16 protein-coding genes are annotated in these 16,210 nt (G+C 72.9%); 10 read left to right on the forward strand and 6 right to left on the reverse strand.

Features of this window, described 5'->3' with window-relative positions:
• Positions 1–52: 52 nt before the first annotated feature.
• Positions 53–742 (forward strand): DUF1707 domain-containing protein, encoded by a 690-nt coding sequence (locus ACIP5M_RS00600; RefSeq protein ID WP_401190408.1) that lies wholly within the window; start codon positions 53–55, stop codon positions 740–742.
• Between the two features lie 220 nt (positions 743–962).
• Positions 963–2,297 (forward strand): DUF445 domain-containing protein, encoded by a 1,335-nt coding sequence (locus ACIP5M_RS00605; RefSeq protein WP_401190410.1) that lies wholly within the window; start codon positions 963–965, stop codon positions 2,295–2,297.
• Between the two features lie 867 nt (positions 2,298–3,164).
• Here the strand turns inward: ACIP5M_RS00605 and ACIP5M_RS00610 are convergent.
• Complete coding sequence (locus tag ACIP5M_RS00610; protein ID WP_215015611.1) at positions 3,165–3,464, reverse strand: hypothetical protein; 300 nt, start codon at positions 3,462–3,464, stop codon at positions 3,165–3,167.
• A gap of 33 nt (positions 3,465–3,497) precedes the next feature.
• The gene (locus ACIP5M_RS00615) at positions 3,498–3,677 is read right to left on the reverse strand and encodes a hypothetical protein (protein WP_401190412.1); all 180 of its coding nucleotides are present in this window, start codon (positions 3,675–3,677) and stop codon (positions 3,498–3,500) included.
• 185 nt (positions 3,678–3,862) lie between these two features.
• Here ACIP5M_RS00615 and ACIP5M_RS00620 point away from each other — a divergent pair, with 185 nt between their 5' ends.
• The 3 genes from ACIP5M_RS00620 (at position 3,863) to ACIP5M_RS00630 (ending at position 7,126) form a co-directional block, all read left to right on the forward strand.
• Positions 3,863–4,399, forward strand: a complete 537-nt coding sequence (locus ACIP5M_RS00620) for a GNAT family N-acetyltransferase (RefSeq protein ID WP_401190414.1) — start codon at positions 3,863–3,865, stop codon at positions 4,397–4,399.
• Between the two features lie 445 nt (positions 4,400–4,844).
• The gene (locus ACIP5M_RS00625; RefSeq protein ID WP_401190416.1) at positions 4,845–5,849 is read left to right on the forward strand and encodes a hypothetical protein; all 1,005 of its coding nucleotides are present in this window, start codon (positions 4,845–4,847) and stop codon (positions 5,847–5,849) included.
• A gap of 158 nt (positions 5,850–6,007) precedes the next feature.
• On the forward strand, positions 6,008–7,126 hold the full coding sequence (locus tag ACIP5M_RS00630) for an MrcB family domain-containing protein (protein WP_401190417.1): 1,119 nt from the start codon (positions 6,008–6,010) through the stop codon (positions 7,124–7,126).
• Here the strand turns inward: ACIP5M_RS00630 and ACIP5M_RS00635 are convergent, their stop codons facing one another.
• Positions 7,127–8,131 carry a tetratricopeptide repeat protein gene (locus tag ACIP5M_RS00635; protein ID WP_401190419.1) on the reverse strand — a complete coding sequence of 335 codons (1,005 nt, stop codon included), beginning with the start codon at positions 8,129–8,131 and terminating at the stop codon, positions 7,127–7,129.
• A gap of 56 nt (positions 8,132–8,187) precedes the next feature.
• On the opposite strand from ACIP5M_RS00635, the gene ACIP5M_RS00640 reads away from it, so the two are divergent.
• From ACIP5M_RS00640 to ACIP5M_RS00655, 4 genes are all read left to right on the forward strand, one after another.
• Positions 8,188–8,994 carry a class E sortase gene (locus ACIP5M_RS00640; protein ID WP_401190421.1) on the forward strand — a complete coding sequence of 269 codons (807 nt, stop codon included), beginning with the start codon at positions 8,188–8,190 and terminating at the stop codon, positions 8,992–8,994.
• A gap of 122 nt (positions 8,995–9,116) precedes the next feature.
• Positions 9,117–9,497, forward strand: a complete 381-nt coding sequence (locus ACIP5M_RS00645) for a DUF6412 domain-containing protein (RefSeq protein ID WP_401190422.1) — start codon at positions 9,117–9,119, stop codon at positions 9,495–9,497.
• Between the two features lie 119 nt (positions 9,498–9,616).
• Entirely contained in the window at positions 9,617–10,318 is a 702-nt protein-coding gene (locus tag ACIP5M_RS00650) for a YidC/Oxa1 family membrane protein insertase (RefSeq protein WP_401190424.1), read from the forward strand.
• Positions 10,319–10,440: 122 nt separating this feature from the next.
• A complete protein-coding gene (locus ACIP5M_RS00655; protein WP_401190425.1) occupies positions 10,441–11,298 on the forward strand; it encodes a fumarylacetoacetate hydrolase family protein in 858 nt (285 codons plus the stop codon).
• 139 nt (positions 11,299–11,437) lie between these two features.
• Here ACIP5M_RS00655 and ACIP5M_RS00660 read toward each other — a convergent pair whose 3' ends face one another.
• Positions 11,438–12,562 carry a Gfo/Idh/MocA family oxidoreductase gene (locus ACIP5M_RS00660; protein WP_401190427.1) on the reverse strand — a complete coding sequence of 375 codons (1,125 nt, stop codon included), beginning with the start codon at positions 12,560–12,562 and terminating at the stop codon, positions 11,438–11,440.
• A gap of 56 nt (positions 12,563–12,618) precedes the next feature.
• Here ACIP5M_RS00660 and ACIP5M_RS00665 point away from each other — a divergent pair, with 56 nt between their 5' ends.
• The gene (locus tag ACIP5M_RS00665; RefSeq protein WP_401190429.1) at positions 12,619–13,731 is read left to right on the forward strand and encodes an ROK family protein; all 1,113 of its coding nucleotides are present in this window, start codon (positions 12,619–12,621) and stop codon (positions 13,729–13,731) included.
• A gap of 473 nt (positions 13,732–14,204) precedes the next feature.
• On the opposite strand, the gene ACIP5M_RS00670 is transcribed toward ACIP5M_RS00665, so the two are convergent.
• Positions 14,205–15,058, reverse strand: a protein-coding gene (locus ACIP5M_RS00670) for an IS5 family transposase (RefSeq protein ID WP_401190430.1) whose coding sequence is annotated in 2 segments (ribosomal slippage) — positions 14,205–14,716 and positions 14,716–15,058 — 855 coding nt in all. Because the reading frame shifts where the segments join, the coding sequence is not laid out codon by codon here.
• A gap of 532 nt (positions 15,059–15,590) precedes the next feature.
• Positions 15,591–16,109 (reverse strand): hypothetical protein, encoded by a 519-nt coding sequence (locus tag ACIP5M_RS00675; RefSeq protein WP_401190432.1) that lies wholly within the window; start codon positions 16,107–16,109, stop codon positions 15,591–15,593.
• Positions 16,110–16,210: the final 101 nt, after the last annotated feature.

Here is a 16,210-nt window from a genome sequence, read left to right on the forward strand (position 1 = left end):
AGTAGGGGTCGACCCGTACAACTCCCCGCCCGCCCTGCATAGTCTGGTGCGCATGAGTGACGAGCGGCCGGAGAAGCCGTTGCCGGAGCTGAGGGCGTCGGATGCCGACCGGGACCGGGTGGTGGAGCGTCTGCGGGACGCCGTCGCCGAGGGCCGGCTCGACATGGAGGAATTCGAGGAGCGGCTGGAGGCGGCGTACACGTCCCGCACGTACGCGGAACTGGAACCGCTGACCAAGGACCTGCCGGCGGCGCCGATGCCGATGCCGATGCCGATGCCGGTGTCCGGGCCGGGGTACGCCTCCGCCCCGGCTGCCGGCTCGGGGTGGCCGGCCCGGATCGGTGGTACCGGCACGTCGGCGACGGCGGTCGCGGTCATGTCCGGCTTCCAGCGCAAGGGCCGCTGGACGGTGCCCGCCCGCTTCGACGCGGTGGCGTTCTGGGGCGGCGGGGAGCTGGACCTGCGCGAGGCGGACTTCGCGCAGCGCGAGGTGGTGATCAACTGCGTCGCGATCATGGGCGGCATCCAGATCACGGTGCCGCCGGGCGTGGAGGTCGACGTACGGGGCTTCGGCCTGATGGGGGCCTTCGACCAGTCCGACAGTCCGGGGCCGCCCGAGCCGGGCGCTCCGCGAGTGGTCGTCACGGGCTTCGCCTTCTGGGGCGGCGTGGAGATCAAGGTCAAGCACCCCAAGCAGCCGGTGCGCCCCGTGGACGGCGGGCCGCCGCGCAAGGAGCTGTAGCGCCACAGGGGAGGGCGGGGCGGGCCGGCCCCGGGAGGCCGGGCGCCGCTGCCCTTGGGGGAGCGGGGGCTGCCTTTCGCGGGAGCGGTGGGCTGCCCTTTCCGGGAGCGGCGGGCTGCCTTCCGCGGGAGCGAAACGGCGTGCCGGGAACTCCTCCCGCCTCCCAGTAGTCGGATGCTATGCAGACAAAACCGGCGCCCCCGGGGGAAGGCAGGACCACATGAGCAACCGCAGCAGCACCAGAGGAGCCGCCCCGCCGGCGGAGCCGCCGGCCGCGCCCGCCCGCGGAGTGTTCGTGTTCAGCGCCGCCGACGAGGAGCGCCGCCGCGGCGTTCGCCGTATGAAGACCACCGCGACCGGCCTGCTGGTCCTGGTCGCGCTGGTCTACGTACTGGCCACGTACGCCCGGCACGCCTGGGGCGCCGGCGACTGGGCCGGTTACGTCGCTGCCGCCGCCGAAGCCGGCATGGTCGGCGCGCTCGCGGACTGGTTCGCCGTCACCGCGCTCTTCAAGCGCCCCCTCGGCCTGCCCATCCCGCACACCGCGATCATCCCGACGAAGAAGGACCAGCTCGGCATCTCCCTCGGGGAGTTCGTCGGGGAGAACTTCCTCTCCTCCGACGTCGTCAAGGCCCGCCTGCACGCCCTCGGCATCGGCGGCCGCCTCGGCGCCTGGCTGGCCGAGCCGGCCCACGCGGACCGCGTGACCGCGGAGCTCGCCACCGCGCTGCGCGGGGCGCTGACCGTACTGCGCGACTCCGACGTGCAGGCCGTCGTGGGCGAGGCCATCACTCGGCGCGCCGAGACGGCCGAGATCGCACCGGGCATCGGCAAGACGCTGGAGCGGGTCGTCGCGGACGGCGGGCACCACCGGGCCGTCGACCTCGTGTGCGCCCGCGCGGCGGACTGGCTGGTCACGCACGGGGACTCGATTTCGGACGCCGTCCAGGGCGGCGCCCCCGGCTGGACCCCGAGGTTCGTGGACCGCAGGGTCGGCGAGCGCGTGTACAAGGAACTGCTGCGCTTCGTCACCGAGATGCGCGACATGCCGGAGCACCCGGCGCGCAGCGCGATCGACCGCTTCCTGACGGACTTCGCGGCCGACCTCCAGTCGGACACGGAGACCCGGGCCCGCGTCGAACGCCTCAAGTCCGACATACTCGCGCGCGACGAGGTCCAGGACGTCATCGCCTCCGCCTGGTCGGCGGTCCGCGCGATGATCATCTCGGCGGCGGAGGACGAGCAGAGCGAACTGCGCCTGCGGGTGCGTTCCTCGCTGCTGTCCCTGGGCGCGCGGCTCGCCACGGACGGGCGCCTCCAGCGGAAGGTGGAGGGCTGGATCGAGGGCGCGGTCGTGTACGTCGTGACCACCTACCGGGCCGAGATCACCTCGCTGATCACGGACACGGTGGCGGGCTGGGACGCCGAGCACACCTCCCGCAAGATCGAGGCCCACATCGGCCGCGACCTGCAGTTCATCCGCATCAACGGCACGGTGGTCGGCGCCCTGGCGGGCCTGCTGATCTACACGGTGTCGCGCGCGTTCGGGGCGTAGCCGGCCGGGGGCCGGGGCGGCCGGACGCGATCGGCGGCCAGCGCCGGCGGCCGGCGGCCGGCGGCGGCAGTCGGGTGTCGGCGGTCGGGGGGCGGGGCGGTGTCGGCTATCGGGGTCGGGGGTCGGGGCCGTGAAGTCGGCGGCCGGGGTCGGGGGGTCGGCGGTCGCGAATCGGCGGCCGCGAGGTCGGCGGCCAAGGTCGGGGTCGGGGTCACATCCGGCGGGCGGGCGGCCAGCCCGACAGGCGGTTGGTACGCCCGAACACTGGCGGCGCATTGGCCCGGTGAGGAGACTCCACCCCGGGTGTTCCCCGCTTGTGCGCTGCGGTCGCACCCAAAGGCCACCCAAAGGCTTAAAGACTGACGCAGGCCACATCCAGCCTCGCCGGCGTTTGAGGCGCGGGTCCGGGGCGGAGCCCCGATCGTGTGCCTGCACCCGTACAGGCGACGGGGACACATCCAGCCTCGCCGGCGTTTGAGGCGCGGGGCCCGGGGCGGAGCCCCGTTCTTGTGCCCGTGCCAGCGCATCCGGAGCGGGGGTAAAACCAGCCTCGCCGGCGTTTGAGGCGCGGGGTGCGGGGCGGAGCCCCGATCTTGTGCCTGCACCCGTACACCCGGCGAGGGCACATCCAGCCTCGCCGGCGTTTGAGGCGCGGGCTCTGGGGCGGAGCCCCATGAAGCCCGGGCGCAGCCAGGGGCCGCGCACGCGGCGGCGCCGCACCCGGTTGAAGGGCGGTTCCGGCGGGGCCGGTCGCGCGCCGGGGCACCTCTTCGGGCGCCGAACGCGACCGGAGGTCCGCCCGGTGGGGACACCCCGGCACACCCCCGGCCCCACCGAAACCGCCGGCGGCAGCCCCCGCAGACGCGGTCAGCCGCGGTCGGCGACAGCCCAGGACGCGGCAGCCACGACCCCCGCGGCCCCGAAGACGGCCGGCCACGCGCCGACCTTCTTGGCCAGCGGATGCGCCCCCGCGAAGCCCGCGAGGTACAGCGCGCCGAGCCCGGCCGCCGCCGGCGCCCCGCCCTGCCGGTGCCACTCCCGCCCGGCCGCGAGCCCGGCGGCGCCCAGGACGACCCCGCCCAGGGGCCGCTTCTTCGTCCACCGGGCGACGGCGTACCCGCCGACCAGCCCGGCCGCCGCCACCACGGAACTCGGTACCCGCGCCATGTTCAACTCCCTGTCTCCTCTGGTGCCACGAGGCTAACGCGGCCGCCCGGCGACCCGGCGGGCGCCCAGCACCCACACCACCACCAGCACGGCTCCGCCGATCACGCCATCCGGCACCGCGTCCCGTACCGCCCGCGGCAGCAGCGCCACGAGACCCAGGACCAGAACGAAGGCGAGGGCGCACCGGCCGGCCGCCCGAAGCAGTCTCTCCACGCTTGCTCAACGCGGGCGCGCCGACCCCGACACGGAGGGCGGAGAGGGGATTTGTCGCACACTCGCCGGATCCGTGCGATGTGCGCCGTGGGGAACCCGAAGCGCATAAATTCACTCTCCCCACCCAAAGAGGAAAATCCCCCCACGCCCCCCACCCCCACCCCGACATCAGGAGCCCGGACATCGTGATCTGCTACGGACAGGCCGTCCTCGACCTCGCGGACGAACTGCTCGACGCCTACGCCGACGTCTTCTCCGCCCCGCCGTGGAACGAGGACGAAGAAACCATTCGCCACTTCGCGACCCGCCTCCAGACCGACACCCGGCGCCGTGGATTCCGTACGGCCCTCGCCCAGTCCGAGGCCGGGATCGACGGCTTCGCCACGGGCTGGATCACACCGGCCGCCTTCCCCAGGGAACGGGCATACGCGCAGGTCGCCGCGCAACTCGGGCCGAAGCGCGTGAAGGAGCTCCTGACCGGCGCACTGGAGATCGACGAACTCGCCGTACGCCCCTACGCGCGCGGCCGCGGAACCGGCCGGACCCTGCTCACCGAGATCACCGCCGACGCCCCGGACCGGCGCGCCTGGCTCCTGACCTCCCGCCTCGCCACCGACACCGTCGCCACCTACCGCCGCCTGGGCTGGCACGAGGTCGCGGCCCGCCCCGGCACGGAGACGGGCGTCATCGTCTTCCTGTCCCCCGACCACCCGAACCGCTAGACCGCGCCGACGAAGTCCCGCCTGCCGAACGGGCCTTGGTACGCCCGCTCGCCCGCGTCGCCGTCGGTCAACGACCTCCCAGCGGTAGCGGCCGGACGGGCCTTGGTACGCCCGCTCGCTGCGTGGCCGTCGGTCAGCGACCTCCCAGCGGTAGCCCCACCAGCCCCGCCCTCCGGGCGGCCGCCGCCATCGTGACGACCCTCCCCGGTACAACAGCGGAAGGTTCGCCTAGCTTGGGCGTCCGGCACGGCACCCCGCCGCTTGGCCGGACCGCGCATGCACGCCCCGTACGCCCCACAGCTCTCCGCCTTCCGATGCACCGCACCGCACCGCACCGCACCGGACGCCGCGCCCTCCCTCCGAAGGCCACGCGTCCCGCCGGCGAGGACCAGAAGACGGTCCCCGACTGGGGTGTCTTCCCCGTGAGGCCGGGCATACCGGCCGCATGATGATCACCGCGCAGCAGTCCAGCGCCCCCCGCCGTCAGCTCAACCTGGCCACGCGCCACCAACTCACCACCGCCGGCGTCCCCGGCGGCACGATCACCTCCCGGACCCGCCCCGGCGGCCCCTGGCAGCGCCTGCTGCCCCGGGTCTACCTCCTCCAGACCGGTCCCCCGGACCGGCGCCAACGCGCCCTGTCCGCCGTCCTGTACGCCGCCGAACCCACCGTGGACCCCCTCTCCGGCGACACCGCCGCCCTCACCGGCGGCGCCGCCCTCGCCCTCCTCGGCATCCGCGACGCCCCGGACACCCCCGCCGACGTCCTGATCCGCGCCCCGCGCCGCCTCGCCGGCACCCCCGAGGTCCGGCCCCTGCCGACCTCCCGCTGGCCGCGCACCATCACCGTCTCCGGCATCCCCAGCACCCGCCCGGTCCGGGCGGCGGCCGACTTCGCCTCCCGCGCCGAGGACCCCGACCGCATCCGCTCGACCCTGGCCCACGTCGTCCAGGCCGGCTGGTGCCACCCGCACGACCTGCACGCCGAACTCCGCGCCTCCCGCCTCCTCGCCCGCCCCGCGATCCGCGCGGCCGCGGCGGAACTGCTGGCCGGCATCCGCTCGATCGCCGAGGCCCGGGCCCGCGACGCCCTCACGGCGACGGACCTCCCGACCCCCCTGTGGAACGCCCGCCTCCACACCCCGGACGGCACCTTCCTGGCCAGCCCCGACGCCTACTGGCCCGACGAGGGCGTCGCCCTGGAGATCGACTCGGCGGAGTACCACTACACGCGCGACGCCTGGCACGCCACCCTCCGCCGCCGCCTCCGCCTGGAGTCCCACGGCATCCTGGTGGTCAGCGCAACCCCCTCAATGATCCGCGACACCCCCACCGAAGTCCTGGCCGCCCTCCGCACCCTCCTGACCCTCTCCGCCTCCCGCCCCACCCCACCGACCGTCATGGTCCGTGGCCACGTCCAACTCGCATTGCCGCTGGAAGGAAGGCTCTAGCCGAAGGGAAACGCGTTCGCGGGCATCGGCCGGCCCGGGCTGCCTCAAGGCCCGGGCGCGCGGGTGCTGCGCAGGGGAGCTGTCAAGATCGAGCCAGGTATGGGCCAAAAATACTCGGCAGGTATGGACAGGTGTTGATCTCTACGTAGCGTCGGTCCATGACGATGCGGGATTTGCTTCTTGAGGTAGCGCAGACTTACGAGCAGAAGGCCGGCACGGGTGCAGGTGTACCTGGCCAGAAGGTTCTTCGAGCAGTCTCCAGCCGTACCGACCTGGGGGTGCGGGAGGGCTGGGAAGTGGCCGGATTCGGCGGTAAGGGAACCGCGGCCAGTGCGCCGTGGATCGGGATCTTTGACCCAGAGATCAATACCGATCCGAAGGCGGGGCTGTACCTTGCCTACATTTTCAGTACGGATCTCAAGTCCGTGACGCTGACCCTCCAGCAGGGGGTCACTGAGCTGAGAGAAAAGCTCAAAGAGCAGAAAGCTTTCCGCACGCATCTTGAACGGCATGCTGAGAGGCTGTTCGGGGCGCTTCCGGCAAGCCTGGCCGAGCAGTGGAACCATCGTCCGGTGTTTGGTCGTGGCGAACGCCCCGAGTCGTATGAAGCGGCGAGCGTCGTGGCTCGCCGCTACGAGACGAGCGACCTACCGGCGGAGGGGCAGCTCCGGCAGGACCTGCGAGTGGCAGAAAGCCTTCTGCAGCGCGCTGCTGCCGCTGACGCTGCTTGGCGTGCTGCCAGGGATGAAGATCAAGACGATCGAGAGCTTTCGGATTCCCGGCAGGGGGTGGGGAGGCGTGCGACGACGGCGTTGGCTGGGTTCAAGCCCCGCAATAGCAGCGGGTATGTGGCGAACATCGCTGCCCAGCAGCAGGTGAAGAGCCAGAAGCACGAGACGCTGATCAGAGACTTCGGCGCGTACATCGTGACTCGCGACTTCACACCGACGAACCTGCGCATCCATCCCAAGGATCTGATTCTCCGGCAGAGTGACGGTACGGGCGAGGGTGCCCCGGAGTGGCTCGTAGAGGTCAAAGTCATCAGGCGGGGGGACGCGGCCACAGCTGTACGCGAAGCCGTAGGACAGCTTCGCGAGTACAGCTACTTCCTCTATCGAGAGCAGCGGCTTGCTGCTCCCCACCTCATGGGCCTGTTCTCCGAGGAAATCGGCGTATACGCCGCCTACCTCGAGGACCAAGGGATCGCCGCGATGTGGCAGAACGGTGGTGGTTGGGGCGGGACGAGCACCGCTGCCGCCTGGGGCATGATCGATTGATCAAGCGGTAGGCGCTCCGTGGCACTCGTTGTACGGCTTGCCCGACGTGCACCAGCACGGGGCCGTGGGGGTGGGGGGCCAAGGGGTGGCTTTGCCTCGGGCCGCCAGGGTGGTGGCGTATTCGGCCAGGAGGGACGGGGAGGCCGGGGAGGTCTTCTCCGAGGCGGCGAAAGCCTCGTACGAGGGGACGCTCGCGGTGACGATGCCGAGGTTCGTGGTGCCCGAGGCGGCCAGGGCGCGGAGGGAGGTTTCGATGTCCCGCAGGTGGGCCTCATGGGAGGGGTAGTCCGCGGCCAGGGTCGGGTACGAGGTGAGCAGTTCGGCCAGTTCGCGCGCGGGCCAGTGGAGGATCGCCACCGGGAAGGGGCGGGAGAGGGCGGCGCGGCGGTCGCCCAGTTCGGCGCGGAGGCGGGCGATCTCGGCGCGGAGTTCGGAGGGGTCGTCGGAGCCCAGGGCCCAGATGCGCTTCGGGTCGTGGAGTTCGTCGAGCGGGATCGGGCCGATGTGGCGGGTGTCCGCGACCATGTCCCAGTCGTCGTGCGGCCGTCCGAGGAGGCGGCGGACCCGGTGGCGGCCCGTCAGCAGGGCGGTGGTGGCGGCCGTGAGGGGCTCGTCCTCGGTGATGAGGAGGCTCGCGGCTTCGGTGAAGCAGTCGTGGGCGGCCTCCAACTCGTCATGGGTCTCCAGCGTTTCCGCGATGACCTCCCACGGAGCCGGGTCCCTGGGCGCGGCGGCACGGATGCCCGAGATCAGGGCGCGGGCCTCCGGCTCGTGGCCGTACTCCCACAGGTTCGCCGCCTGGAGGGCCTTGATCAGGTACGGGTTGGCGGGGGAGGCCGAGAGCAGCCGGTCGTAGAGGGCGCTCGCCCGATCGCGTTCGTCGGCCAGTTCGAGGTGGGCCGCGGCCTGGAGGAGCAAGGGCTCCTGGTCCTCGGGGTAGCGGGTCGCCGTGCGGATGAGGCGCTCGGCTTCGGCGATGTGCTCGGCAGGCGTGTCGGGGCGCATGGTTTACACCGTACTGCTGCTGGTCAGTTGACGGGGGAGGACTTAAGGTGCCGCCCGTGCGAGATCGCATACCTGTGGTGGTGCACGGGAGCGGCCGGCGGGTGCGCCGGGCCGGTCTCGCGGGTGTGCTGTGGGCGTGCGCCGAGGTGATCACCACGGCGGGTGTGGTGGTGGCGTTGCTGGTGGTGCACCAGGTGTGGTGGACGAATCGGCAGGCCGTGGCCGCCGCGCGGGAGCAGGTCCAGGCCCTGGAGAGTGAGTGGGGGGATTCCTCGCCGTCCTCCTCCGCCTCTTCCGCCTCTTCCTCCCATTCTCCTTCGCCTTCCCCTTCTTCTTCCGTTTCCGGTTCTTCCCCCTCCGATGCGCGTCCTGTCAGTCCTTCCGTCGTGCCGTCGGGCGGAGGGTCCCCGTCGGCCGCCGTTCAGGAGCGGGCCTACGCCGTGCTGCGCATCCCGCGCCTCGGGCTGGCGGTGCCCGTGGCGCAGGGGGTGGACAAGCGCAGCGTGCTCGACAAGGGCTACGCCGGCCAGTACCCCGGGACCGCCCGGCCGGGTGAGCGGGGGAACTTCGCGCTGGCCGGGCACCGCAACACCCACGGGGAGCCGTTCCGCTACATCAACCGGCTGCGGGAGGGGGACCGGCTGATCGTCGACGTGAAGGGGCGCCGGTACACCTACGTGGTGGGGAAGGTCCTGAGCGAGACGACGGAGCGGGACACCGGGGTCATCGCGCCCGTGCCGCGGAGCGTCGTGAAGCCGGACTACGGGTACGGCGAGCCCGGCGCGTACATCACGCTCACCACCTGCACGCCCGAGTACACCTCCAAGTACCGTCTCGTGGTCTGGGGCACGCTGCTCTCCTAGGCCACCGTCTGTGCCGGGGGTCCGTTGTCAGTGGGCGCGGTTAGTATCGATGACGAGTTCGATCACGAGGACCCGCATCTCGTACGGGATTTGGTGCGCGGGAGAGGAAGGGGGAGGTCCGAATGGCTCGGTCAGCACGTGGTGAGCGGCGTCGCTCGCTGTTCTCCTCCCTGCTCTCGTCGCTGTTCTCGCGCGCCCTGGGTGGCGGGGCGGTCGTGCTGCTGCCGCTGGTCCTGCTCGGGGGAGCCCTCGGCCTGTTCGCCGGGGAGAGCGGGCCGGGCGCCGTGGTGGTCGCCCTCGCGGCCGCCGTCGCCGCCGTCTCCGTGGGGACCGAGGCCCTGGCCGCGGCCGCGCGGCTGGTGCGGCCCGTGCCGCCGCACCGAATACGCACCGCCATCCGCGATCGCGAGCAGCGCACGGCCTTCCTGCCGCAGCGCGATCCCGATGCCTCGGGCCGGTCGCGGCCCAGGGCGCCCGGCCGTCTCGTCCTGACGGCCGCGTAGGGGCGCGCAGTACACCTCGCCTTCTGCTGCACTGACTGATCACTGTTGTCGCCCCTCGCGGGTCGTCACGCCGAAATGCATCTCTTTCGACGTTCGACGAGACCCCTCGGAGGGCCCACGTGTCCGTTTTCACCCATCTTGTTGTCGAGCTGGGCCGGTTCCTGGAGCCGGTGCTGGCCGAGTCCGCGACCGCTGCCGCGATCGTGCTGTTCACCGTGCTCGTACGGCTCGCGCTGCACCCCCTGAGCCGCGCGGCCTTCCGCGGCGCGACGCCGGTGGCGGGCTGCCTGCCCGTGCTGCTGCAGCTGCCGGTGTTCTTCCTGATGTACCGGGCCTTCTCCTCCGCGGACGAGCTGCTGAGCCACCGCCTGTTCGGCGCGCCGCTCGGAGCGCGGTGGACCGAGGTGCTCGGGGAAGGCGGCCTGTTCGGGGCGCAGGGGCTGGTGTTCCTCGGGCTGTTCGCGGCCATCGGCGTCGTGGCGGCCTGGAGCGCGGTCCGGGGCCGGCGGGCCGCTGCGGCCGCGCCCGTGCCCGCGCCCGTACCCGCCGTCGTCCCCACCGTCGGGCGGGGTACCGCCCGCAAGGCCGCGGGCCGGGGGACGGCCGGGGCGCCGCCCGCGCTGAGCGCCGAGCAGCAGGCGGCCATGCGCAAGCTGGGCGGCGTACTGCCCCTGCTGTCGTTCGGCACGCTGATCACCGCTGCCGTGGTGCCGCTGGCCGCCGGGCTCTATCTGCTGACCACCACGGCGTGGTCGGTGGCGGAGCGCGCCTGGCTGCAGCGCCGGGCGGGTGGTGCCGGAGCTGCGCGTTCCAGCCTGTGAACAGGGTCTTGCGGATTGTCCGGACTTCTTGGAGGATTCACCAATCCTCCGATGGCCGCAACCCATCGGCCGGCCCGGGGCATGCCCATGGGCCGACCACCCTCGACCACGGGAGAATGCCCATGAAGCTGCTGCGTGTCGGACCGGTCGGGTCGGAGCGCCCCGCGCTGCTCGACCAGGACGGGACCCTGCGTGACCTGTCCGGCCTGATCACGGATGTGGACGGCGCCCTGCTCGCCGACGACTCCGTGCTGTCCCGGGTACGGGAAGCGGCCGAAGCGGGCGAGCTCCCGGTACTCGACGCCGAAGGGCTGCGCATCGGGTCGCCGGTCGGCCGTATCGGCAAGATCGTGGGCATCGGGCTGAACTACTTCGGGCACGCGGCCGAGATCGGCGCGGAGCCGCCGGCCGAGCCGATCCTCTTCCTGAAGGCCGCGGACACCGTGGTCGGCCCGGACGACACGGTGCTGATCCCGCGCGGCAGCGTGAAGACCGACTGGGAGGCCGAGCTCGGCGTCGTCATCGGCAGCACCGCCCGCTACCTCGGCTCCGCCGAGGAGGGCCTCGCGCACGTCGGCGGGTATGTGCTGGTCAACGACGTCTCGGAGCGCGAGTTCCAGATCGAGCGCGGCGGCACGTGGGACAAGGGCAAGAACTGCGAGACCTTCACCCCCCTCGGCCCGTGGCTGGCCACCGCCGACGAGATCCCGGACCCGCAGGTCCTGGACGTGAAGCTCTGGGTCAACGGTGAGCTCAAGCAGGACGGCAACACCGCGGACCAGATCTTCCCGGTCGGCGAGGTCGTCCGGTACCTGAGCCAGTTCATGACCCTGTACCCGGGCGACGTCATCGTCACCGGTACGCCGGGTGGCGTGGCGATGGGCCAGCCGGAGCCGAAGCCGTACCTGCGGGCCGGTGACGTCGTGGAGCTGGAGATCGAGGGCCTGGGCCAGCAGCGCCAGGAGTTCAAGAGCGCGTAACGCGAGCACGAGGGAAGGGGCGGGGCCGCCGGTGGCGGCTCCGCCCCTTCGCGCGCGTGCGGGCCGCCGCGCCTCCGCCGGAGCCGGCCCCTCGCCGTCGTCCCGTCTCCCTTCCCGGCACCTCCCTGGGGGCCTGCCGCTACGAAGCGGCCGGTGCGGCGGGGATCTCCACGACCACCCCGTCCCGGGACGAGACGCGGGCCGCCTCCAGTACGTCGAGGCAGTGCGCGGCCTCGTACGCGGTGACCGGAGCCGGCCCGCCCCCGCGCAGGGCGGCGGCCACCGCCGCGTAGTACGCCGGATAGTCGCCCGGCACCGTCCGCACCGGGGTCCCGCCGCCGGTCAGCGGGGACTCGCCGGAGCCCAGCTGCCCCCAGAGGTGCTCGGGTTCCTCGCCCCAGGGCGCGTCCTGCCCGGGCCGCAGCCCCTCGCGCAGGGCGACCTCCTGCGGGTCGAGGCCGTACTTCACGTAGCCGGCCCGTGAGCCCAGGACGCGGAAGCGCGGACCGAGCTGGGCGGTGGTGGCGCTGACGTAGAGGTGGGAGCGGACGCCGTTCGCGTGGGTGACGGCGAGGAAGGTGTCGTCGTCGGCCTCGGCGCCGGGGCGGCGCAGGTCGGTCTCCGCGTAGACCCGTACGGCCGGGCCGAACAGCACCAGCGCCTGGTCGACGACGTGGCTCCCGAGGTCGTAGAGCAGACCGCCGATCTCCTCGGGGGCGCCCGACTCGCGCCAGCCGCCCTTGAGCTGGGGGCGCCAGCGCTCGAAGCGGGACTCGAAGCGCTGGATGTCGCCGAGTTCTCCGCCGGCGAGGAGGCGGCGGAGGGTGAGGAAGTCGTTGTCCCAGCGGCGGTTCTGGAACACGGACAGGAAGGTTCCGGTCCGCTCGGAGAGGGCGGCGAGTCCGCGGGCCTCCGCGGCCGTGGCGGCGAGCGGCTTGTCCACGACCACGGGGATGCCGGCGGTGAGGGCGGTGGTGGCCAGCGGGACGTGGGTCCTGTTAGGAGAGGCGATCACGACGAGGTCGAGGGTGTCGCCGTCCTTCGCCTCCCACAGCTCGTCGGCGGACGCGGCGATGCGGACGTCGGGGAACTCGGTGCGGGCCTGGGCCTGCCGGCCGGGGTCGGAGGTGACGACGGTGTCGAGGACGAGTCCGTCGGTGGCGGCCACGAGGGGGGCGTGGAAGACGGAACCGGCGAGTCCGTAGCCGATGAGGCCGACGCGGAGGGGAGGGGCGGGGGTGGAGGCGGAGCCGGAGGGGTTCATACCGGCCACTTTGGCAACAGTGTTGCCGAAGTGCAAGGAGAGTGGACAATGGGCAGGTGAACAGGGGTAGCGGGGATTGGCGGGGCATCGGCGCGGGCGGTGTCGGTGGCGGCGGTGGCGTGAACCTGCCGGTGCTGCGCGGGCACAACGAGGCGCTGCTGCTGGGCCTGCTGCGCGGGGCCGGGCCCACGGGCCTGGGCCGCAGCGAACTCGCCGCCCGTACGGGTCTCACCCCGCAGGCCGTCAGCAAGATCGCGGCGCGGCTGGTCGCGGAGGGGCTGGTCGCGGAGGCCGGCAGGGCCCCGTCCACCGGCGGCAAGCCGCGCACCCTGCTCCGGCTGGTACCGCAGGCGGGGCATGTGGTGGGCGTGCACGCGGACCGCGACGAACTGCGGGCGGTACGGGTGGACCTCGCGGGCGGGGTCGTCGCCGAGAGCGGCGGGCCGCTGGACTTCGGGGCGGGGCCGGAGGCGGTGGTGGAGGCCGTCGTACGGGAGGTCGCGCGGGTATCCGATCCGGCCGGGCCCGCGCCGCTGGGCGTGGGGGTGGCGGCGCCGGGGCCGCTGGACCACCGGACCGGGGTGATGGGCCGGGTGACGGGGTTCCCGCGATGGGAGGGCTTCCCGTTGCGGGAGGTGCTGGCGGGGCGGCTGGGGGCGCCGGTGCTGCTGGACAAGGACACCAACGCCGCCGCGGCGGCGCCGCAGGACTCCTCCGCGCCGGCCTCCACCTCGGTGTACCTCCACGTCGGCACCGGGCTCGGCGCCGGCCTGCGACTGGGGGGCGAGGTGTACCGGGGGATGCGGTCGGGGGCGGGGGAGTTCGGGCACCAGGTGCTCCGGCTGGACGGGCCGCCGTGCCGGTGCGGGGGGCGGGGGTGCGCGGAGGTGCTGTGCCTGGAGGCGGTGGCCCGGGGGGACCTGGCGGAGGCGGCCCGGATCCTCGGCGAGGGGGCGGCCAACCTGGTCGCGCTCCTGGACGTGGACCAGGTCCTGCTGGGCGGCCGCGTGGTGGGCGCGGCCCCGGAGGTCTTCGTGCAGGGCGTACGGGCGGTACTGGCCGCGCGGGCGCTGACCGCAAAACCGGCGGCCGTGGGCCTGGCCGTACGGGGCGTAGCCGAGGGCGCGGCGGAACTGGCCCTCGCCCCCTTCTTCGGCCGAGCGTCCTAACGACCCCCGCCGCCGGAGGCGGCCCCCGCGCCCGACACGCCGACGAGGCAGCAAGGACCCGGCCCCGGGAAGGACCTGGGGCCCCGCCCCGGGCCCCGCGCCTCAAACGCCGGCGAGGCTGGTGGCGCCCGGTGCGGTTGGGGCTGGGTGTGGGGGAGGACCCGGGGCTCTGCCCTGGACCCCGCGCCTCAAAGGCCGACGAGGCAGCAAGGAGCGGGCGCGGGGAAGGACCTGGGGCTCCGCCCCAGACCCCGCGCCTCAAACGCCGGCGAGGCTGGCGGCGCCCGGCGCGGTTGGGGCTGGGTGTGGGGAGGACTTGGGGCTCCGCCCTGGACCCCGTGACTCAGAGGCCGACGAGGCAGCAAGGAGCCGGCCCCGGGAAGGACCCGGGGCTCCGCCCCGGACCCCGCGCCTCAAACGCCGGCGAGGCTGGTGGCGCCCGGCGCGGGCGGGGCCGGGGTGTGGGGCAGGACCTAGGGCCTGTCCGCAATGTCTGCTGGGAGCCATAGCCGCAGGCATGCGAGGGTGACCAGGGCTTTGTAGTGGCGGGCGCGTTTGTCGTAGCGGGTGGCGAGGGCTTTGTTCTGCTTGAGCTTGTTGAAGCAGCGTTCGACGACGTTGCGGCGCCGGTAGACGCCACGGTCGAGGCGGCACAGGCTCTCACCGCGTCGCAGGCGTCCGCTGATCTGGTCGACGCGTTCGGGGATGGTGCAGGCGATGGCGCGCCTGCGGAGGTAGGCGCGGATCTTCCGCGACGAGTAGCCCTTGTCGGCGACCACCCGGACCGGACGGGTGCGGGGCCGGCCGGGCCCTCGGCGCTTGATGCGGATGCGGGCCATCACGGGCTCGAACTGGCTGCAGTCGTTGACGTTCCCGCCGGTGACCGTGAACGCGAGAGGGCGTCCCTGGCCGTCGCAGGCCAGGTGGATCTTCGTGCTCAGCCCGCCGCGGGAGCGTCCGAGAGCTTCACCGGTCCAGGGCCCCCTTTTCGGGCCCCGGCCGCATGCTGGTGGGCCCGCACGATCGTCGAGTCGACACACACGATCGACCAGTCGACCTCGCCGACCGCGTCCGAGTGCTGCTGGACGTGGGACAGGAGCCGGTCCCAGGTACCGTCCGCTGACCAGCGGCGGAACCGTTCGTAGACGGTCTTCCACGGTCCATACCGCTCGGGCAGGTCCCGCCAGGCCGCACCTGTGGACAGCTTCCACAGGATCCCGTTGAGGACCTGCCGACGGTCCCGCACCGGACGACCCATCCGGGACGGGGCCACGAGCGGCTCGATCACCGCCCACGCCTGATCAGTCAGTTCATGACGTCGCACCACGAACGGCGTAACGACCAACCCACTTTGCGGACACGCCCTAGGGCTCCGCCCTGGACCCGTGCCTCGAAGGCCGGCGAGGCTGATGGCGCCCGGCGCGGTTGGGGTTGACGTCGGTGATGCGACCCTCGTTGACTCCGGAGTCGTAGGGGCTGGTGATCCCCTGGGCGACCGCGTACCGGTCTTCGCGTAGGGCGGTGGCGATGCTGGCGAGGGGCGGCAGTCCGCTGTTGGTGATGGGGGGCAGGGGCCCCAAGTCCTTCGCCACGCCAGCCTACGGCCGGGGGTGGGGAAGGACCGGGGGCCCCGCCCCGGGCCCCGTGCCTGAGAGGCGGGCGAGGCTGGTCGCGCCCGGCGCGGTTGGGGCTGGGGGTGTGGGGGAGGACTTGGGGCCCCGCCCCGGACCCCGTGCCTCAAAGGCCGCCGAGGCTGATGGCGCCCGGCGCTCCCGACGGCAAGCTCCGGAAACGCCTCATGGCGAGCCGCGCCGGGGGGCCGCCGGATACGGAAATCAGGAGCCCGTAGGCGAACGCGCTCACGGTTGAATGGGCTCTGCCGGGGGCCGGGTGGGGTCATAGGTGGCGCGGGCGAAGGCATCGTCGGCACGGTGCACGACATCGGGCTGCGGCGGCGCAGGCCACACGCTCAAGGAATGCTCCTCAACCGGATCGTCGCCCCCATGCCCCTCACCCTCATCTCGTCCGCGTGCCTGAACCCGGACTCGATACCAGCCCTCGCCGGCAGTCGCGAAGTTCCCCGCCGCCTCCTCCACATCCCCACCCCACCGGAACAGCCGCAGATTTCCGCTCGTGCTGTAGATACTCACGTCCACCGCGGTTGCCCACTCCGGCCCCGGCGAAGGAGGTTCCTCTGCGCACTGCTCGGTCGTGAGGCGGATCCAGCCGGTGTGCGTGCCGGCGAACACCGTGAGGTGTTCAGGGCCTCCGGCCGCCAGGCTGTTGCCCTCGAAGATCCGCCCGACGGTGTCGGTGTCGTCGTAATCAGTGAGGAAGTCGTCGCCCTGTAGGTAGTACTGGCGGTACGAGACAAACATGCGATCCAAAGTCCACCGTGTGTAACTCATTCGCCGGATCATGCCCTGCCCCACTGACACCCCCGAGTAGCCCCCCAAAGAGTGCGCGTCGGCTTCGCGGG

This window comes from Streptomyces sp. NPDC088762, assembly GCF_044750905.1.
Classification (GTDB): Bacteria; Actinomycetota; Actinomycetes; order Streptomycetales; family Streptomycetaceae; genus Streptomyces.

Coding starts and splice junctions, on each gene's coding strand:
- ACIP5M_RS00625 (WP_401190416.1), top strand. CDS start 4,845: ATGATGATCACCGCGCAGCAGTCCAGCGCCCCCCGCCGTCAGCTCAAC.
- ACIP5M_RS00655 (WP_401190425.1), top strand. CDS start 10,441: ATGAAGCTGCTGCGTGTCGGACCGGTCGGGTCGGAGCGCCCCGCGCTG.
- ACIP5M_RS00645 (WP_401190422.1), top strand. CDS start 9,117: ATGGCTCGGTCAGCACGTGGTGAGCGGCGTCGCTCGCTGTTCTCCTCC.
- ACIP5M_RS00605 (WP_401190410.1), top strand. CDS start 963: ATGAGCAACCGCAGCAGCACCAGAGGAGCCGCCCCGCCGGCGGAGCCG.
- ACIP5M_RS00675 (WP_401190432.1), bottom strand. CDS start 16,109: ATGTTTGTCTCGTACCGCCAGTACTACCTACAGGGCGACGACTTCCTC.
- ACIP5M_RS00660 (WP_401190427.1), bottom strand. CDS start 12,562: ATGAACCCCTCCGGCTCCGCCTCCACCCCCGCCCCTCCCCTCCGCGTC.
- ACIP5M_RS00610 (WP_215015611.1), bottom strand. CDS start 3,464: ATGGCGCGGGTACCGAGTTCCGTGGTGGCGGCGGCCGGGCTGGTCGGC.
- ACIP5M_RS00630 (WP_401190417.1), top strand. CDS start 6,008: ATGACGATGCGGGATTTGCTTCTTGAGGTAGCGCAGACTTACGAGCAG.
- ACIP5M_RS00635 (WP_401190419.1), bottom strand. CDS start 8,131: ATGCGCCCCGACACGCCTGCCGAGCACATCGCCGAAGCCGAGCGCCTC.
- ACIP5M_RS00600 (WP_401190408.1), top strand. CDS start 53: ATGAGTGACGAGCGGCCGGAGAAGCCGTTGCCGGAGCTGAGGGCGTCG.